The organism is Providencia sp. PROV033, assembly GCF_028484855.1.
Lineage (GTDB): Bacteria > Pseudomonadota > Gammaproteobacteria > Enterobacterales > Enterobacteriaceae > Providencia > Providencia alcalifaciens.
Window position 1 is genome coordinate 1 of record NZ_JAMPSW010000084.1, and the last position, 16,354, is coordinate 16,354.

Genomic DNA, 16,354 nt, shown 5'->3' on the forward strand with positions numbered 1-16,354 from the left:
GGTTATTGAATTTTTTTACTGCTTAAGAAATATTTTCAGCATCCTGCTGATTAAATGTTTTTGTTCAATATTTAACTCTGAATTATATCTTTAATACTTATGCAATAAACTGCATTTTAGTGGTAATTCTGAAGTTATATATTGTATTATCATTCTTGATTGGTGATATCTTTCATTAAAATTTAAAGGTGTGTATCATAGTATCCATTCAGTATAAATGTGAATTAATTGTTATAACTTTTATTGAGTTAGCGGGTTTCCTATGCTTGAAAATCTGGGTATCACAAACTTATGGACTTACCTTATCGGTGTTATTTTTATTACACTGGTACCAGGACCTAATTCTTTATTTGTTTTAACGAGTAGCGCAAAATATGGTGTAAAGAATGGCTATAAAGCAGCTCTGGGGGTTTTTACTGGCGATGCTTTGCTCATTTTTTTGTCATTTCTAGGTGTTGCGTCTTTAGTCAAAACATCGCCAATCTTTTTTAGTGTGATCAAGTATGCAGGGGCTACCTACTTATTTTACTTAGGTATCAAAACATTATATTCAGTGTTACATAAAAAAGAATCTTCCACAGATGCTAATGAAATTATCTTGGAAACAAAAGGAACGTATAAAAAAGCAGTCTTTTTAAGCTTATTGAATCCTAAAATGATCATATTCTATGTTTCATTTTTTATTCAGTTTATTGATCCTAGCTATCCAAATGCAGGCGTTCCATTTTTCGTATTAGGTGTAATATTAGAAGCCTGTAGTATGTTTTATTTATCTATGCTGATATTTGGTGCCGTTGCTGTAACGAATATGGTGAAACATAATAAGAAACTGTCCAAATTCTCTAATAGTTGTATTGGCGCTGTTTTCTTAATGTTTGGCGCTAAATTAGCGCTAACTGCCTAATAAAATACAAATAATTATTAAAAATAGCTGACAAGTGGGTCAGCTATTTTTTTGTGTTTACTTGGGTACCTTTAACATGTAATTCTTCGCATAGAAATAAACTTGAGCGAGTAATCAAAAATAATTATTGCTCAATTAAAGTATTCACCAAGTATAGAGTGCATTTCATCCTACCAATGCTTTATGTTTCGATCCGCTTGTGTGACAGAGGTGCATTTTGCCAGTAATGGCAGTATCTTTTTCTTCAAGTCATCCATTAGGCTATAAATTACAGGTACAAACAACAAACTGAGCACTGTAGAACTCATTAATCCACCGATGACCGCAATTGCCATCGGGGCTCTAAATCCGGCATCCGCACCTGTTGTAAGCACTAAAGGAACCATTCCCGCAATCATAGCAAATGTGGTCATAATAATAGGACGGATTCGTTCTTGCCCAGCTTCGATAATGGCTTCTTGTCTATTTAATCCTGAACGCTCTTTTTCAAGAATAAATTCAACTAAAAGAATCGAGTTTTTAGTGACGATCCCCATCAACATTAAAATACCAATGATAACCGGGAGATCTATCATGGCGCCATACAACACTAAAGCAATAATGGCACCGCCAATGGAGAATGGAAGAGCAACTAAAATTGTTATAGGTTGCATGAAATCCTTAAACAAAATAATGAGTATGGCAAACACTAATAACACACTAAAAAACATAGTTGTACTGAACCGCTCAAACATATCCAGCATAAATTCCATATCCCCATACTCTAATGGTTCAATGCTTTTTGGCAGTGACTGATATTCAGGAAGAGTAGTTACACTTTCTAATGCTTCACCAAGTGATAATCCGTCTAAATTTCCTTCAATAGACATTTTTCTCGCACGATTAATACGATCAATTTGTGATGGACCATCGCTAAAATCAATATGGGTAACCGATTTAATTGGGACCGTTTTTTCACCATCGCTTCGGACATAGAGATTATTTAAGACATCCACATCATTTTTTTGGTTGTCAGGCAAAATAACTTGTAACGTGAGTTGTCTTTCTGGCAAATTAAATTTTGCACTACGAGAGTTATTTTCACCCATAGTCGCAATTCTTAATGTGCTAGCTATTTCTTCCACATTAACTGCAGTTCGACCTAAATCTTGTAAATTAGGGGTGACAATAAGCTCTTTTCGTAAAAGAGGTTTAATAACACGGACATTATTAATACCTTTAATGTTAGCGATGCTATCCCGCAGTTTATGCATCTGAGTTTCTAGCTCTTTTGGATTAGCGCCAGTAAAGGTTAATGAAAATTCTTTGCTACCATCACTGTTACTGAAGGTATAACGGGCATCGGGCGTTTGTTGTAAGAAATGCGCAATTGAATTCTCAAATTGTTTTTGTGACATTTCGCGTTCATTTGGGGAGGTTAATGTCAGAATTATCTGACCCTTATGTTGAGCTATTCCATCGGCATCATCGCTTATACCTGCAATGGTATAAATTGATTCAACTTCAGTACGTTCTTTCAATTTTTCCGCCATATTCCGAACCGCTTTTTGTGTTTCTTCAACGGGTGTTCCGGGCGGGAGCTCAACGTCAATCTGGCTAACACTAATATCACCGTTAGGCATAAAGCCAATGGGTAAATAAGCAATACTGGAAATGGAGCCGATTAGAAAGATGAAAGCAAGCGAAAGCGCAATTTTCCTATGCTTTAATGTCATCATTAACAAGCGAGTATATCGATTTATCCAGTTAGGAATAACGTGTTTACTCTGCTGTTTTTTAGTCGGTAACAGTAAATAGGCTGCCATTAATGGCGTGACTAAGCGAGCAACTAATAAGGAAGACAAAACAGCCGCAGAGACAGTAATGCCAAATGGTACGAAGTATTTACCAACGAAGCCGCCAAAAGCTAACCGGCAAAAAGACTGCAATGATAGTTAACGTTATAGCAACAATGGCAAAACCGATAGCATCTGATGCTTTCAATGCAGCTAAATAAGGGCGTTCACCTCGTTCGATATATTTTTGAATATTTTCAATTTCAACAATAGCATCGTCCACTAAAATACCGATGACTAATGTCAAAGCAAGTAGGGTAATGCTATTAAGTGAATAGCCAAATATAGCTAAAACAAAAAAAGTAGGAAGAATGGATAATGGTAACGCTATTGCAGCGATTAACGTTGCACGCCAACTTTTTAGAAAGAAAAGCACAATAATAATGGTTAAGAAGGCACCTTCTAATAATGTTTGGATAGTTAAATAGTAACTTGATTCAGTATACTTTACAGTTGATGAGACTAGTTGGATGGTAATATCTGGGTGTTTCAGTTTTAATTTATCAAGTTCATATTCAACATTATTTGCCACAGCAGTATCACTAGAGCCTTTCGCACGAAATACAGCAAAGCCTACTACATCGTCACCATTTAATTGGGAAATGGTTTTGGTTGCTTTTTGACCTTGGTAAATTGACGCGATATCCCCTAATTTAATCCATTGCTGGTTGCCAATAGGTAACTGGATATTCTTAATTTCATCTATATCCTTTTTTTCGCCTAAAATCCTAATTGTATGTTGCAAGTCATTGTATTTAGATGAACCGCCAGAAGAATTTTGATGAATGCTTCTTAGTAACTCATTTATATCTGCTATTGAGAGTTGCAATGCCGCTAATTTATTGGCGTCAGGTTCAATACGTACAACACTGTCAGCGCCGCCAAGTCGACTCACTTTTTGTACACCCGGAGCCATAATTAACTGTTTACTGACGGTGTCATCAATAAACCATGATAAGTCAGCGATAGATTGACGATTAGAGGAAACCGCATAACGAAGTATTGCACCACCTTCAACATCAATGCGATTAATTAATGGTTCATCAATGGATTGAGGTAAGTCACTGCGGATCTGTGCAATTTGTTCACGAATATCATTTGTTGCGATATAGGCATCGATCGTTAAATCAAACTCAACCGTTGTGGTAGAAATTCCTTCTGTAATTGTTGATGTAAGATGTCGAATTCCAGGAATGCCCGATATTGCCCGCTCAACGGGTTTTGTAATCGCATTTTCCATTTCGGTTGGAGAGGAACCATCTTGAGTAATTGTCACCGTTACAATCGGAAAATTAATAACAGGATTGGCGGTCACAGGTAATTGATTGAATGAAAATATTCCCGCAACCGTCAGCGCTAAAAAAATAACAAGAGTAGGAATTGGTCGGGTAATTGCCCATGAAGATAACTGCAGTTTCATTGTCTATCCTTTACTGGACTCACCGTATCATTTTCCGTTAAAAATGCTTGGGCATTTGTTACGACAAATATATCGCTAGAAATAGGCGATAAGATTTCTATACGACCATTGTGAATTTTTCCAGTGGTGACTTTTTGTTGTTTCACTTTATTGTTAACAACAATAAATATAATCCTTTCGCCATTATCTAATGTGCGAATGGCGCTGTATGGAAGTGTAGTTTGCAGTTTTTCTGCATTGGAAATAATGGCGGTACCGGATTCACCCGCTTGAAGATTGTCTCTATTTTCATCAAGTGAAATGCGAATTCGTCCTTGTTGTGAAATAGGATCTATTTTCGGGGATAAGTAACGTAATTTACCTGTAATTATTTGATTATTTAATGTTTTTAATTGAATGCGCTCAAGGCTTGATAAGCGCTTTAATTCAGAAATATGCGCTAAAGCATCAAATTCAATTTCACCATTTTCAATGATTTTAAATAGCAATTGGTTATCCGATAACATTCCTCGAATAGCATGCCGCTCACTGATTACTCCTGAAATAGGCGCCACAATACGTGATTTTTCTTGCTGACTTTTTTCTTTTACAAGCTGTGCTTGTAACTGGCGTAGCTCTGCTTTGTTAGCGTCTAGGAGTGCAAGTGCAGCTAATGACTCTGATTTCGCTTTCTCGAAATCATTGGTAGAAATAGCACCTGTTTTAGCAAGTGGTGTAAGGCGAGAGAGCTCTTTTTGAGCTTGTTCTGCCACCACTTTTTGCTGCTTAATATATGCAGTTGCTTTTTCAGTCTCGGCTTGAAGTTGGCTAACCGATGCATTTTGAATCGGAGATTCTAATATCGCGAGCAACTGATTTTTCTCGACCCATTGACCTTCCTCAACCAAAACATCAATCACCATTTGTTGTTGCAATGGTGAACCAATAGCGATCTCATTTCTTGCAACGAACGTCCCCGGTAGCGAAAAAGTTTCCGCATAGGTGGTCTGCTCGGGGGAAGTCACATTTAATCGTACTGTTTCAGACAATGAAGCGGGAGAAATAAATAATGAGTAAAGCAGTATCAAGGTAATACTTAGACGTATCATAGGTCCACACATGTCAATAGTGATATTGGTGTAAATTAATGAAATTGTCTGAGCATTACCATAAACCAACATTAAACCTTAATTTTCCGTTAAGGTTAGTAATTTCAATACTTAACGCGCAAAGTATTTTGAACCAGCCACACAAAGAATAACGCCAAGTGTCGAAGTTATCATGACACTATTAACGGATTCATTGAGTAGCCAAGCAGAAAGAACTAAGCCGATAAAAGGTTGTAATAACTGCAATTGACTTACGCCAGAAATCCCACCATCTGCTAGACCTCGGTACCAAAAAAAGAAACCAATTAACATACTAAATAGAGATACGTAAGCGAGCCCCATCCATGCCTCAAATGAGACAGTGGAAAATGTAGTTGGTAGTCGCCAAAAACTGAATATCAGCATGATTGGTAATGCGAGAACCAAAGCCCAACAAATAACTTGCCAGCTACCTAATGATTTTGAGAGTACGGTGCCTTCTGCATAACCCAGCCCACAGACAATGACCGCAATGACCATATACAAATCGCCTTGCCATGCGTGTGTTGCACCTTGAAGAATTGCGAAGCCGATTACAAATAAACTTCCCATGATTGAAAACAACCAGAATAATTTGCGAGGGCGCTCGCCTGCGCGTAATACACCAAATAAAGCAGTAGACAGCGGAAGTAAGCCCAAATATACAATGGAGTGAGAGGAGCTAATGTACTGTAATGCAAGTGCGGTTAAAAATGGAAAACCGAGTACCACACCTAAGGAAACAATGAAAAGTGGAGCGATTTTTTGTTTTGTTGGTATTTTTTGGCGTAGAACTATCAGAATAATGAGAGCCAAGATCCCAGCAATGGTAGCGCGTAAGATGGTTAAATAATCAGGTGTAAAGCCACTGATAGCCAGCTTGGTTGCAGGTAACGATCCGCTAAAAATAACGATACCTATAAAGCCATTAATCCAACCTCGTGTGGTCTGAGAGGTAGAAGGTATGGTCGTGTGATTTGAGGTTAACGATTTATTTTGATTCATAATTGACCGTTGTTATTTGTCATGGAGTTTTGCAAAACTAATCGACATAATCATGACAATCAAAAAATTGTCATAGGTACAATTTCATGACACAAAATCGTTATAAGCAGTATGTTGATTCAATCTCAGCACAGATCATGAATGGGGAATTAAAAGTAGGAACCCGTTTACCGACTCACCGGCAGTTTGCAGAAAAATCCGGTATTTCTTTAGTGACCGCTTCACGGGTCTATCGCGAACTCATTGAAAAGGGATTGATTATAGGAGAAACAGGAAGAGGAACGTTTGTTAGAGATATCAATCTATTACCTAAGCTGAGTATTGAACAAGATGTAGCTAAAAATACATTGGATCTCAACTTCAGTTACCCAATAGCTAAAGAACAGACCAAGCTCTTGCGTGAATCTCTGAGGGAGATTGCAGTTGGTGGTGATTTGGAAGGTATTCTTTATTATCAGCAGCATACAGGAAGAGAACATGAAAGAAAAACCGTTGCTAACTATTTGAAACAGCGCGGACTGACTCATGCTTCAGTAGATACAGTCGCTTTAGTGAGTGGTGGGCAACATGGTCTAGCAACCATTATTTTGGGTATGTTTAGCCCTGGGGACATTATTGCGGTAGATGCACTCACTTACCCTGGATTTAAAGCTCTCGCGAAAATGTATCACTTAGAGTTGATATCAGTGCCTATGAACGAAAATGGTCCTAACTTACAGGCATTAGAAAAACTGTGTCAGCAAAGAAAATTTCGGGCGTACTATGCCATGCCGACACTGCACAATCCGTTGGGTTGGGTAATGAATTTATCTGATCGCAAAAAGTTAGTTGCTTTAGCAAAGCAGTACCAATTCTTCTTAATTGAAGACGGTTCTTATGCGTTTTTACAGCGACCTGCGGTTGTTCCGTTAGCAACGCTTGCACCAGAAATTACGTTTTATACGACGGGTTTTTCGAAAAATATTGCCACCGGATTACGGGTAGGAGCCGTGTTGGCACCACAGCAATATATTGAGAATATAGAGCGTATTATTCGTATTACAACGTGGAATACACCAGCAATAACGACTGCCATCTTATGTGATTGGATTGAGAAAGGTGAAGTCGACAGTATTGAAAGAGATAAACGGCGAGATGCAAAAATTCGGCAAAAAATAGTCCAGCAGATTTTTGTCGATATACCTTATATTGCGCATCCTGCCAGTTATTTTGTCTGGTTACCGTTACCTGAAGGTGTACGTGCAGATATCGTGGTTAGTGAGTTAAAAAAACAGCATATTGCTATTAGCAGTGCGGAATCTTATAGCACGTCTAATAAGACGCCGCAGGCGTTAAGAGTTGCAATTAGTACCTTATCCCATGAAGAATTGACGGTGGCACTACAGGCAATTAGGCATGTTATTTTGTACTTGATTGATTTATAGGTCCAATTACTTTAAGGAAAAAAGAGTGGAGCAAGTTAAACATTTCACAGCAACGGCGATGATCTGCAATCGACAAGGTGAGTTTCTTTTACATGAACACCCTAAATTGGGAATTTGGTTACCACCAGGAGGTCATGTCGACCCGAATGAAGAGCCGCAAGAGGCGGTTGTACGCGAAGTGTTGGAAGAAACAAGGTTACACTGCAAAGTGATTGATTGCCGCTACCCACTGCAAGCACAAGTTAATCATTCAGGTCAGACTGACTCCTTGCCCATCCCATTAGCTATTTTAAAAGAACGTATTGCCGATAAACATCAAGGAGAACATTGGCATATCGATATGGTTTATTTATGTGAGTTACTAGAAAGTGATGCTCAATGTCATACGGATTTTCACTGGGTGTCTCTCCATCAAATGCGTCACTTAAATCTACCTAACGATGTGTATGAGCTTGCGATCATGGTTAATGAGTTTTATCAAGAAAAGTCGTCTCCTAGGTTTAGATGATTCAAACTGACTATGAAATATTAAAAAACAGTAATGAAACACCTAAGACAATTAATAAAGCACCGATCACTTTATCCATAAAAAATTGATATTTTAGAATTTTGTTTCTAATTAATGGAGATGAAAAAAATAAAGCTATTAAGCTAAACCATAGCCAGTGCACAAAGGAAATAAATACGCCATAGCTGAAATTAAGCCATTGGGAATTATCTGTTTGGATCACTTGCGTATAGATAGAAATAACGAAAAACATAGTTTTCGGATTGAGTGCATTGGTTAGAAAACCCGTCTTGAAGGTTGTTAATGAGGTCTGGGCTGAGACAGGGCTAAGGTTATGGCTCGTGTTGATCGCTATTTTGTTTGTCAGGGATTTGAAGCCGATATAAACCAAGTAACCGACACCGAGAAGTTTGACGGCCATAAATAATGTGGGAGAGCTCATAATGATTAGCGTTACACCAAAAATAGTGTACAACACATGGACTTGAACACCCGCAGCAATACCAAAGGCACATAATAAACCTGTTTTAGTGCCATAAGAGTAGCTATTTCTCGTGACCATAGCAAAGTCGGGACCTGGGCTAATAACAGCCAAAATAGTTATTGTTGCAACGGCGATGATTTCATTCATAGTGGAATCCTAATTGTAATGAAAACTGACGTAAATATTGATAAGTAACAAATGAATTAAATAAACTTGATTATTGATTATCAATACCTTGGCGTAGCGTTGTTTGAGCGCCGTAATCGAGCTGTTTTTTTGACGGCTGAAGGTAAATTATTATTTCAAACAACCGCAAACATGTTTCAGCAACTGGCTGAGACAGTAGAGAAAATAATTCATCATCCTCAAAGCCAAATGGTGAGCTTATCGTGTGAACCCACTATCGCAATGAAATGGCTGATACCGCGGTTAACTCGGTTTTATCAACAGCATCCTGAAATTACAGTGCACTTAGTTGCAGCTGGTGGACCGATTGATTTTGCCAAAACGGGGACTGACCTTGCACTTCGTCGCAATGATTTCATATGGAGTGATAATATTTATGCGACAAAAATATGTGCTGAATGGATGGGGGTTGTAAAAAAATTGGGTGACCAGCCATATACGGATATGCCATTACTTGTACCGTCATCACGTCCCAATGTTTGGCAAACATGGCAATCTCGCAGTGGGATCAATTTACAAAAGAATAAACGAATCAGTTTTGAACATTTTTATCTTTGCTTACAGGCAGCTTTAGCTGGGCAAGGGGCGGCTATCGCATCATTTCTAATGGTTGCAGATGAAATTGAAACAAAACAATTAATTGCTCCTGAAGGCTTCATTGAAGATGGATCAGCGTATTATTTACTTTCAGCAAAAGAGACAAACGCGAATACCCCTGTCGCAATTTTTAAATCATGGTTAGAAGAGAACGTTAGACAAAGCTTGTTAATGACTCAGCAATCGGTATAAAAATTGTATAATTTTAAGGGGTTGGTCATTAAATCATCGAACCTACTGATGCAGTGAAGATTTTATGCCCTAACTATTTCTCTGCGTGCTATATTTCCCAGAATCGTTTTGGTGTCTTTATGTTGGAGTGAATAATGAGCAAAATTCGGGTTGGTGTCATTTTTGGTGGAAAATCTACCGAGCATGAAGTTTCGTTGCAATCAGCTAAAAATATTATTAATGGATTAGACCGTAGTAAATTTGATGTATGCCTGATTGGTATTAATAAAGAAGGGCAATGGCATGAGTATGATGAAGCAAACTTCCTGCTACATGGTGATGATCCTGCTCATATTGCGTTAAATACACCAAAACGCAGTATTGCAATTGTTCCTGGTAAACAGAGTGAACAATTCATTTCTTTAGAAGATGCAAAACCGCTCCCGCAAATTGATGTTATTTTTCCAATCGTCCACGGTAACTTAGGTGAAGATGGTTCTTTGCAAGGGTTGTTGCGTATGGCGAATCTACCTTTTGTAGGTCCGGGTGTTTTAGGTTCTTCCGCATGTATGGATAAGGATGTCACTAAGCGCCTACTAAGAGATGCCGGGTTACATATTGCACCATTTATCACGATATTAAAAAGTGGGCGTGATGAAATTAGCTACTCAGCGACGGTTGAAAAACTGGGCTTACCATTATTTATTAAACCTGCTAACCAAGGGTCATCAGTTGGGATCAGTAAAGTTAATAATGAAAGCGAGTTTAACGCGGCATTAGATTTTGCATTTTTATTTGATGTAAAAGTGCTGATTGAAAGCGCAGTGAAAGGTCGTGAAATTGAGTGTGCAGTGCTTGGAAATGAGCATCCACTTGCAAGCCCATGTGGCGAAATTGTGTTGCATGATAGCTTCTATGCTTACCATACTAAATATATTGATGAAAATGGAGCATCCGTTGTTGCCCCAGCAGATCTAGAGCATGATATTAGTGATAAAATTCGGGCGATTGCGCTAGAAGCATATCAAGCATTGAATTGCAGTGGTATGTCCCGTGTTGATGTGTTTTTAACAGAAAACAACGATGTTGTGATTAATGAAATCAATACATTACCAGGATTTACTAATATCAGCATGTATCCAAAGTTATGGCAGCAAGGTGGCATGACTTATCAAGAATTGATCAGCCGGTTAATTGAGCTGGGAATTGAAAAATTCGAGCAAATAGCGGCTTTAAAAACGGCCTGCGATGAAATTTAGTTTCTAATTTTTTCTACTAGTATTGCCGATAGCCAGTCGCTATCGGCATTACTGATCATCACATCAAGCCATTAATGCATTGTGTTTTTGTTACACCAAACATAATTGATATAACGAAACAGTGGCTCAAATCCAAATTTTCTATATAAGTCAAAACCTGCTTCAGAAGCATCTAAGAAACAATGTTCCACACGTTGTTGACGGCAAAATGCTAGCGCATAGTCAATGAGTTGGGATGCGTAGCCCTTACCCTGAAATTTAGGTTCGGTGCCAATGTCATCAAAACGTGCTAACTCACCTTCAATAGTCACAGTCATTGATGTCGCGGGTTCACCATTGACTAAGAGAACAAAATGGAATTGAGGAGCACCTTGTTGAAGAGCATCTTCATGGTAGCGGACATATTCTTGGATCACTAAATCGTGTTCTTCTGAAAGGTAAAAAGCAGAAACTAATGGTTTTGCCCAAAGGGACAAATCATGGTTGGCTAATACTATATCTACTTGATTATCTGGTAAATTAACTTCTTTTTGCTGTGATAAAGTTAATGCCATTGCTGTGGTGACGCTGTCACGCTTATAGTTAAGTGCTTCAATATCATCAATCACTTTTGGTAGCATTTCTTCTGGAATAACCAAGGTATGATTTTTTTTCTGCGACACAAACAGGTTATAAGCTTGCATAAATGCGTGATGGGTCGAATCTGGCTGCAAATAGATAAAATTAAATGCGGGGGAATTTAACGGAGTTAAATAACAAATTGTATGTTGTGCAATCTGGATACTGTGCTCACAAATCGAAGTCCAAAACGTCTTTTCGATCGATTGGTAATGTCGTAAATAGTAGAGCGGTATATTCATTAGTCAGTTACCTGATACAAAATGTGTTAGTCAAAAATGGGGTAAATAATCAATCTGATCCCATGTAAAATTCTGTTAACTTATTGGTAGTAAAGCTGTTGATACTTATCTACTGATAATAACTAAACCTCTAAAATCGGCAACTGTTGCCGCAGTTGTCATTCTATCTTTAGTCTTAGCTCTCATTATTATGCAACGCTTACAGTGCTTTTTAGCAATATCTATAAAGTAAATCTGAGGATAAATTAAGGCGTTTCGTGCGATATGCAGATAATTTGTTATTTAATGCTATCCTACGACAAGCACTTAATTTATAAAAAACTATATAACTCAATGATATTATCTATAAATGCGTTGTTATGATAGCGAAAATAAAGAGATCGTACCTGCATAAACATGCTTAATCTTGTGAGAAAAATAGCATAAATAACGAAATAGAAGACAGCATGCATCAACATATTGTTTTAGAAGACAAAAAATAGAGGAGTCGGATTGCGGATATGAAAAGAATCATATTAGGCATTGTACTTTTAGCGAGCTATTCGATGTTTGCCAAATCAGCGAATGACAATTTCGAGATGCAAACACTGAAAATTGATAAAAAAGAGATCCACTATTATTTGCTAAAGAGTCAGTCAAATTCATCGAAAGAACTCTTAGTATTAATTCAAGGTTCTGACTGCAAAAGTGTCGTAAATAACCAAAATATGATTAAGAATTTTAGGGCGGTATTACCTAATAGTGACGTTCTATTGGTAGAAAAAACAGGGTTAAACGCCCAAATAGGACAAAATGGTGAAGAAGTTTCAGAAGATGAGTGCCCTGTAGAATACATGAGGAATGATTCTTATTTTGAGCGTGTGGATAATTATATTGCTGTGTTAAATCAACTAAAACCTCAGTATCAATATATTGTTTTACTTGGAGGAAGCGAAGGGGCAATTATTACCAATATTATCGCGTCTAAGGTCAATTTTATTGATGCTGCGATTTCGTTAAATGGTGGCGGACAGTTTTTTATTAATGATGTGTTTTATAGCATTAAAAAGAGTGTTCCCCCCGAAGAAGTAGACGGTGCAATTGAAGGATTTAACCAGTTTGCAAATGCTGTATTGCATGAACACTTAGAGGACAATCAATTTCCGAGTGGGCATGGGCAAAATTGGTGGTATGAAGCATTAACTATTGATAATAAAAAACTATTGCAAGGTGTACATAAACCGCACTTAGTGATTCAAACTCTTGCAGATACGAATGTCGATGTTGAAGGGGCAAAAAAAATGATGGATGAGGTAAAAAATCCTAATATTACCTATAAAACCTATTCAACATTGGACCATTATTTTCAAAATAGTCAGGGTAATAATCAGTCATCTAGTGTTATTAAGGATATTCAAGATTGGTATGCAGGGATAAACAAACAAAAATAAACCCGCCTTTACGCCCAACTCCGATAGAGCAGAGTTGGACGTAATTGATTTTATTCTGAAATATAGCTGTGATATTTAAATATCGATTTAAATCCAAGTTTTTGATATACCGATAAACCATCGCTAGACGCTTCCAAATAGCACTGCTTGATTCTATGTTGACTACAAATCTGTAAAGCATATTTAATCAATGTCGTGGCAAATCCTTGCCTCTGGAATTCAATGTCTGTACCAATATCATCTAAGCGCGCAATGTCATTGTGTAGCGTGAGTGTTAGTGATGATACTGGGGTCTGCTGATTAAATAAGACAAAATGCATGATATTGATTTGCTTGTCCAACGCACGCTGATGATAGCGAATATATTCATCAATAATGGATTCATCATTATCGCAATCTAGTTCATTGACTACAGGAAACGCAGTAATAAGCGGTTTTGACCAGTCTGAGAGATTATGATTACTAAGCTTTATATCATAGACATCTGGTAACTGGTTTCCCGTTTTGAATTCATTCCCCGTAAGTTCAAATACCATCGCTGTTGATTCACCATCATCAATAAGATCATGTTGTTGTATACAATGTGAGAACTTGGGTAATTCATCGGTGTGAACAACTAAAATATAGGGTTTTGAATGTTGTTGAAACAATGTATTTGCCGCTTCAAAGCCAGCAATAGTTGCTCCTGAATGCAAGTAAATATAATTAAAAGCGGGAGTTTTTAGCTCAGTAAAATAGGCAAACGTATTTGGCTCTACATGATGCGTCTTTAGGCTGATAGCAGACCAAAAAATATCTTCTAATAAGTAAAAACACGCTTCGTTGTGAGTCATTTCATGGTGTCCTAATAAATTAACTGAACGTTTCTAGTCTATTGAGAAAATTGAGATTGCTGACACTATGGTACATGGGATAGCATTTGTTTAATTAATAAAAGATTAAGGAATATCTGTGAATAATATCCCCGAAACCATCACGTTCTTTGAGCGTTTATTACCACTGGTTGTTTCCGGTGAAAAAGTGATCACCATTCGTGATGAAAGTGAGAGTCATTATGTACCAGGCTCAGTTGTCAAAGTCCACGCTTTAGAAACTGGCGAGTACTATACCGACATTGAGATACTTTCTGTTGAGTCACTGAACTACGATGATATTTCAGAGTATCACGCGACTCAAGAAGGGATGACATTTGAAACATTGAAAGCTTTAATTCGTGAAATTTACCCAACAGAAAATTGCCTATATGTTATTCATTACCGATTAACAACAGCAAACGCTTAATCACGATGACAGCTTTTTACTAGCTTAATAAAGGCTTTTGTGGCTGGAGAAGCATCACTGAGGTTATTAACTGCAAAGGCAATATCCCGAGTCACGCGGGGAATTAATGGTTTTACGACGATGTTGTTAATATTTTCGGGGATTGCGAGTTGAGCCACAATTGACACAGCTTCACCTCGAGCTACTAATGAAAAAGTGCTTAGAAGTTGGCGGGTTCTAAATTGAATCTTAGGCGTCAGCTTTTGTGCAGAGAATAAGCTCAGTACAACCTTTCCTGAGCCAGCTTGAGTTAGGTTAAAAGGATAATTGCATAACTGTTTTAAAGTAAGCCCCTCATGAATCGCTAATGGGTGGTTTAATGGCAATATGGCTACGTATTGATCTTGTTTCACAAGAAAAGTATCGAAACGTTCGTCTGGCAAGACGACAACGCCAACATCTACGCGTTTTTCTTGCAACCATTGAGTCACACTTTCGTCATCACCTTCATCAACAATGATTTGAATATCAGGGTATTGTTGACGAAATGCGGTCAATAATGGCGGCAGAATGTTAGTTGAAGAGCCTGGTCCAAAAGAACCAATCCGTAGTACACCTTTTTTCAATCCATTAGAGGCTTGAGCCTCTTGCCTCATGGTTTCCTGAAGACTCAATATGTGTTGTGCTCGGTTTAATAGGGTACAACCAATTTCTGTCAGCGTGATTTGGTTTTGTTCCCGCGTAAATAGCATGACATTTAAATCTTTTTCGAGTGATTTAATCGCATGGGAAACCGCAGATTGGGAAATCTTCAATGACATTGCCGCTAAGGTAAAGCTTTTAAGCTCAGCAACAAGGGTAAATATTTCCAATTGACTTAATGTCATGAGTAAAAGCTCATTTGCATATGATGATAGATAACCAATAACTTATCCATCTGATGTGGGCGAGTCAATAAATTGCATAATTTCTGATTGGAAGAGGTGAGTATTTTGAATAGGGTAATCCGCGATGGAATGAAAAATAATAAATACCTTAGACCGGTAAACATGATTGTGTTGCAAATGATCTGTGTCTCTATCTTATGGGGAGGAACATTTATTGCAGGAAGGGTGCTACAGTCTGATATATCTCCATTGCTTTCAGCTACAGTGCGATTTCTTTTTGCTAGCGTTTCATTAGTTATTTTGCTGAGTGTGACTCGTTTGGGTTGGAAGAAAATAAATATCCGTCAGTTTGCCCAAGTCTTGTTATTAGGGTGTAGTGGCATCTTTATTTATCAGGTACTTTTTTTCTATGGGTTACAGTTGATTCCGGCATCAAGAGCGGCCTTATTAGTCGCAATTAACCCCGCAATGATTGCACTAATATCATATTTATTATGGCGTGAAAAAATCACCTTAATGAAAGGCGTTGGTATTAGTTGCTGTGTATTAGGTGCAACGATATTACTCTCTGCAAAAACATCAGGGGTAAATGGATTTTTAACAAATCAAGGTGATATCGCTATATTAGGTTGTGTGGTGAGTTGGGGAATTTATACGGTTGCTGGTAGAAATATTATTCGAGAAATTGGTGCGATGCATACTGTTGCTTATGCTGTGTTATTAGGAACTTTACTGTTGATTATCGTGACGGGAATGGCAGGGCAATTAACAATAGAAGGGGTAGCTCATTTAACTAATACTGATATTGTTAGCTTGTTTTATTTAGGTGTTTTAGGTTCAGCACTGGCTTATATTTGGTATTACCAAGGTATTGATCAGTTAGGTGCAGCGAGTGCGGGGTCATTCATTGCACTGAATCCGTTGACAGCGGTAATAATAGGAGCGCTGTTTTTAAATGAAGAGATTACATTCTCTGCATTATTGGGTGGGATAGTGATTATCTTCGGGTTATGGGTAA

At 37.8% G+C, this 16,354-nt stretch carries 14 protein-coding genes and 1 pseudogene; 8 read left to right on the top strand and 7 right to left on the bottom strand.

From position 1 onward, the window contains the following. The first annotated feature begins 262 nt into the window (after positions 1 to 262). The gene (gene leuE, locus PSF16_RS13400; protein WP_006659852.1) at positions 263 to 904 is read left to right on the top strand and encodes a leucine efflux protein LeuE; all 642 of its coding nucleotides are present in this window, start codon (positions 263 to 265) and stop codon (positions 902 to 904) included. Positions 905 to 1,074: 170 nt separating this feature from the next. Here leuE and PSF16_RS17465 read toward each other — a convergent pair. The 3 genes and pseudogenes from PSF16_RS17465 to PSF16_RS13420 all read right to left on the bottom strand — a co-directional run bounded on the left by PSF16_RS17465 (position 1,075) and on the right by PSF16_RS13420 (position 6,270). Further along, positions 1,075 to 4,159: pseudogene (locus PSF16_RS17465) on the bottom strand (efflux RND transporter permease subunit). Next, positions 4,156 to 5,247 (bottom strand): efflux RND transporter periplasmic adaptor subunit, encoded by a 1,092-nt coding sequence (locus PSF16_RS13415; RefSeq protein ID WP_224063795.1) that lies wholly within the window; start codon positions 5,245 to 5,247, stop codon positions 4,156 to 4,158. The pseudogene PSF16_RS17465 and the gene PSF16_RS13415 overlap by 4 nt, the downstream one beginning before the upstream one ends. A gap of 111 nt (positions 5,248 to 5,358) precedes the next feature. After that, on the bottom strand, positions 5,359 to 6,270 hold the full coding sequence (locus tag PSF16_RS13420; protein WP_036963629.1) for a DMT family transporter: 912 nt from the start codon (positions 6,268 to 6,270) through the stop codon (positions 5,359 to 5,361). Between the two features lie 86 nt (positions 6,271 to 6,356). On the opposite strand from PSF16_RS13420, the gene PSF16_RS13425 reads away from it, so the two are divergent. Both PSF16_RS13425 and PSF16_RS13430 read left to right on the top strand, forming a co-directional pair. Next, entirely contained in the window at positions 6,357 to 7,694 is a 1,338-nt protein-coding gene (locus tag PSF16_RS13425) for an aminotransferase-like domain-containing protein (protein WP_272689413.1), read from the top strand. 25 nt (positions 7,695 to 7,719) lie between these two features. Beyond that, positions 7,720 to 8,202 carry an NUDIX hydrolase gene (locus PSF16_RS13430; RefSeq protein WP_006661765.1) on the top strand — a complete coding sequence of 161 codons (483 nt, stop codon included), beginning with the start codon at positions 7,720 to 7,722 and terminating at the stop codon, positions 8,200 to 8,202. Positions 8,203 to 8,212: 10 nt separating this feature from the next. On the opposite strand, the gene PSF16_RS13435 is transcribed toward PSF16_RS13430, so the two are convergent. After that, positions 8,213 to 8,833 carry a LysE family translocator gene (locus tag PSF16_RS13435; protein ID WP_272689414.1) on the bottom strand — a complete coding sequence of 207 codons (621 nt, stop codon included), beginning with the start codon at positions 8,831 to 8,833 and terminating at the stop codon, positions 8,213 to 8,215. Between the two features lie 66 nt (positions 8,834 to 8,899). Between PSF16_RS13435 and PSF16_RS13440 the strand changes: the two genes are divergently transcribed. Further along, positions 8,900 to 9,661 carry a LysR substrate-binding domain-containing protein gene (locus tag PSF16_RS13440; RefSeq protein ID WP_272689415.1) on the top strand — a complete coding sequence of 254 codons (762 nt, stop codon included), beginning with the start codon at positions 8,900 to 8,902 and terminating at the stop codon, positions 9,659 to 9,661. Positions 9,662 to 9,795: 134 nt separating this feature from the next. Further along, positions 9,796 to 10,899 carry a D-alanine--D-alanine ligase gene (gene ddlA, locus PSF16_RS13445; RefSeq protein WP_272689416.1) on the top strand — a complete coding sequence of 368 codons (1,104 nt, stop codon included), beginning with the start codon at positions 9,796 to 9,798 and terminating at the stop codon, positions 10,897 to 10,899. Between the two features lie 71 nt (positions 10,900 to 10,970). Here ddlA and PSF16_RS13450 read toward each other — a convergent pair whose 3' ends face one another. Continuing rightward, positions 10,971 to 11,759, bottom strand: coding sequence for a GNAT family N-acetyltransferase (locus PSF16_RS13450; protein ID WP_006661761.1), 789 nt, complete (start codon positions 11,757 to 11,759; stop codon positions 10,971 to 10,973). Positions 11,760 to 12,259: 500 nt separating this feature from the next. On the opposite strand from PSF16_RS13450, the gene PSF16_RS13455 reads away from it, so the two are divergent. Beyond that, positions 12,260 to 13,189 carry an acyl-CoA thioester hydrolase/BAAT C-terminal domain-containing protein gene (locus PSF16_RS13455; protein ID WP_036963637.1) on the top strand — a complete coding sequence of 310 codons (930 nt, stop codon included), beginning with the start codon at positions 12,260 to 12,262 and terminating at the stop codon, positions 13,187 to 13,189. A gap of 50 nt (positions 13,190 to 13,239) precedes the next feature. On the opposite strand, the gene PSF16_RS13460 is transcribed toward PSF16_RS13455, so the two are convergent. Then, on the bottom strand, positions 13,240 to 14,022 hold the full coding sequence (locus PSF16_RS13460) for a GNAT family N-acetyltransferase (RefSeq protein WP_272689417.1): 783 nt from the start codon (positions 14,020 to 14,022) through the stop codon (positions 13,240 to 13,242). Between the two features lie 118 nt (positions 14,023 to 14,140). On the opposite strand from PSF16_RS13460, the gene yqfB reads away from it, so the two are divergent. Continuing rightward, positions 14,141 to 14,470: a N(4)-acetylcytidine aminohydrolase gene (gene yqfB / locus PSF16_RS13465; RefSeq protein ID WP_272689418.1), complete on the top strand. Its 330-nt coding sequence runs from the start codon at positions 14,141 to 14,143 to the stop codon at positions 14,468 to 14,470. On the opposite strand, the gene PSF16_RS13470 is transcribed toward yqfB, so the two are convergent. Further along, positions 14,467 to 15,336, bottom strand: a complete 870-nt coding sequence (locus tag PSF16_RS13470) for a LysR family transcriptional regulator (RefSeq protein ID WP_036965727.1) — start codon at positions 15,334 to 15,336, stop codon at positions 14,467 to 14,469. The genes yqfB and PSF16_RS13470 overlap by 4 nt on opposite strands. A 129-nt stretch (positions 15,337 to 15,465) precedes the next feature. On the opposite strand from PSF16_RS13470, the gene PSF16_RS13475 reads away from it, so the two are divergent. Next, the coding region (locus PSF16_RS13475; RefSeq protein ID WP_272689419.1) for a DMT family transporter at positions 15,466 to 16,354 on the top strand (889 nt) is incomplete at its 3' end.

Coding starts and splice junctions, on each gene's coding strand:
- leuE (WP_006659852.1), top strand. CDS start 263: ATGCTTGAAAATCTGGGTATCACAAACTTATGGACTTACCTTATCGGT.
- PSF16_RS13415 (WP_224063795.1), bottom strand. CDS start 5,247: ATGATACGTCTAAGTATTACCTTGATACTGCTTTACTCATTATTTATT.
- PSF16_RS13420 (WP_036963629.1), bottom strand. CDS start 6,270: ATGAATCAAAATAAATCGTTAACCTCAAATCACACGACCATACCTTCT.
- PSF16_RS13425 (WP_272689413.1), top strand. CDS start 6,357: ATGACACAAAATCGTTATAAGCAGTATGTTGATTCAATCTCAGCACAG.
- PSF16_RS13435 (WP_272689414.1), bottom strand. CDS start 8,833: ATGAATGAAATCATCGCCGTTGCAACAATAACTATTTTGGCTGTTATT.
- ddlA (WP_272689416.1), top strand. CDS start 9,796: ATGAGCAAAATTCGGGTTGGTGTCATTTTTGGTGGAAAATCTACCGAG.
- PSF16_RS13450 (WP_006661761.1), bottom strand. CDS start 11,759: ATGAATATACCGCTCTACTATTTACGACATTACCAATCGATCGAAAAG.
- PSF16_RS13455 (WP_036963637.1), top strand. CDS start 12,260: ATGAAAAGAATCATATTAGGCATTGTACTTTTAGCGAGCTATTCGATG.
- PSF16_RS13460 (WP_272689417.1), bottom strand. CDS start 14,022: ATGACTCACAACGAAGCGTGTTTTTACTTATTAGAAGATATTTTTTGG.
- PSF16_RS13470 (WP_036965727.1), bottom strand. CDS start 15,336: ATGACATTAAGTCAATTGGAAATATTTACCCTTGTTGCTGAGCTTAAA.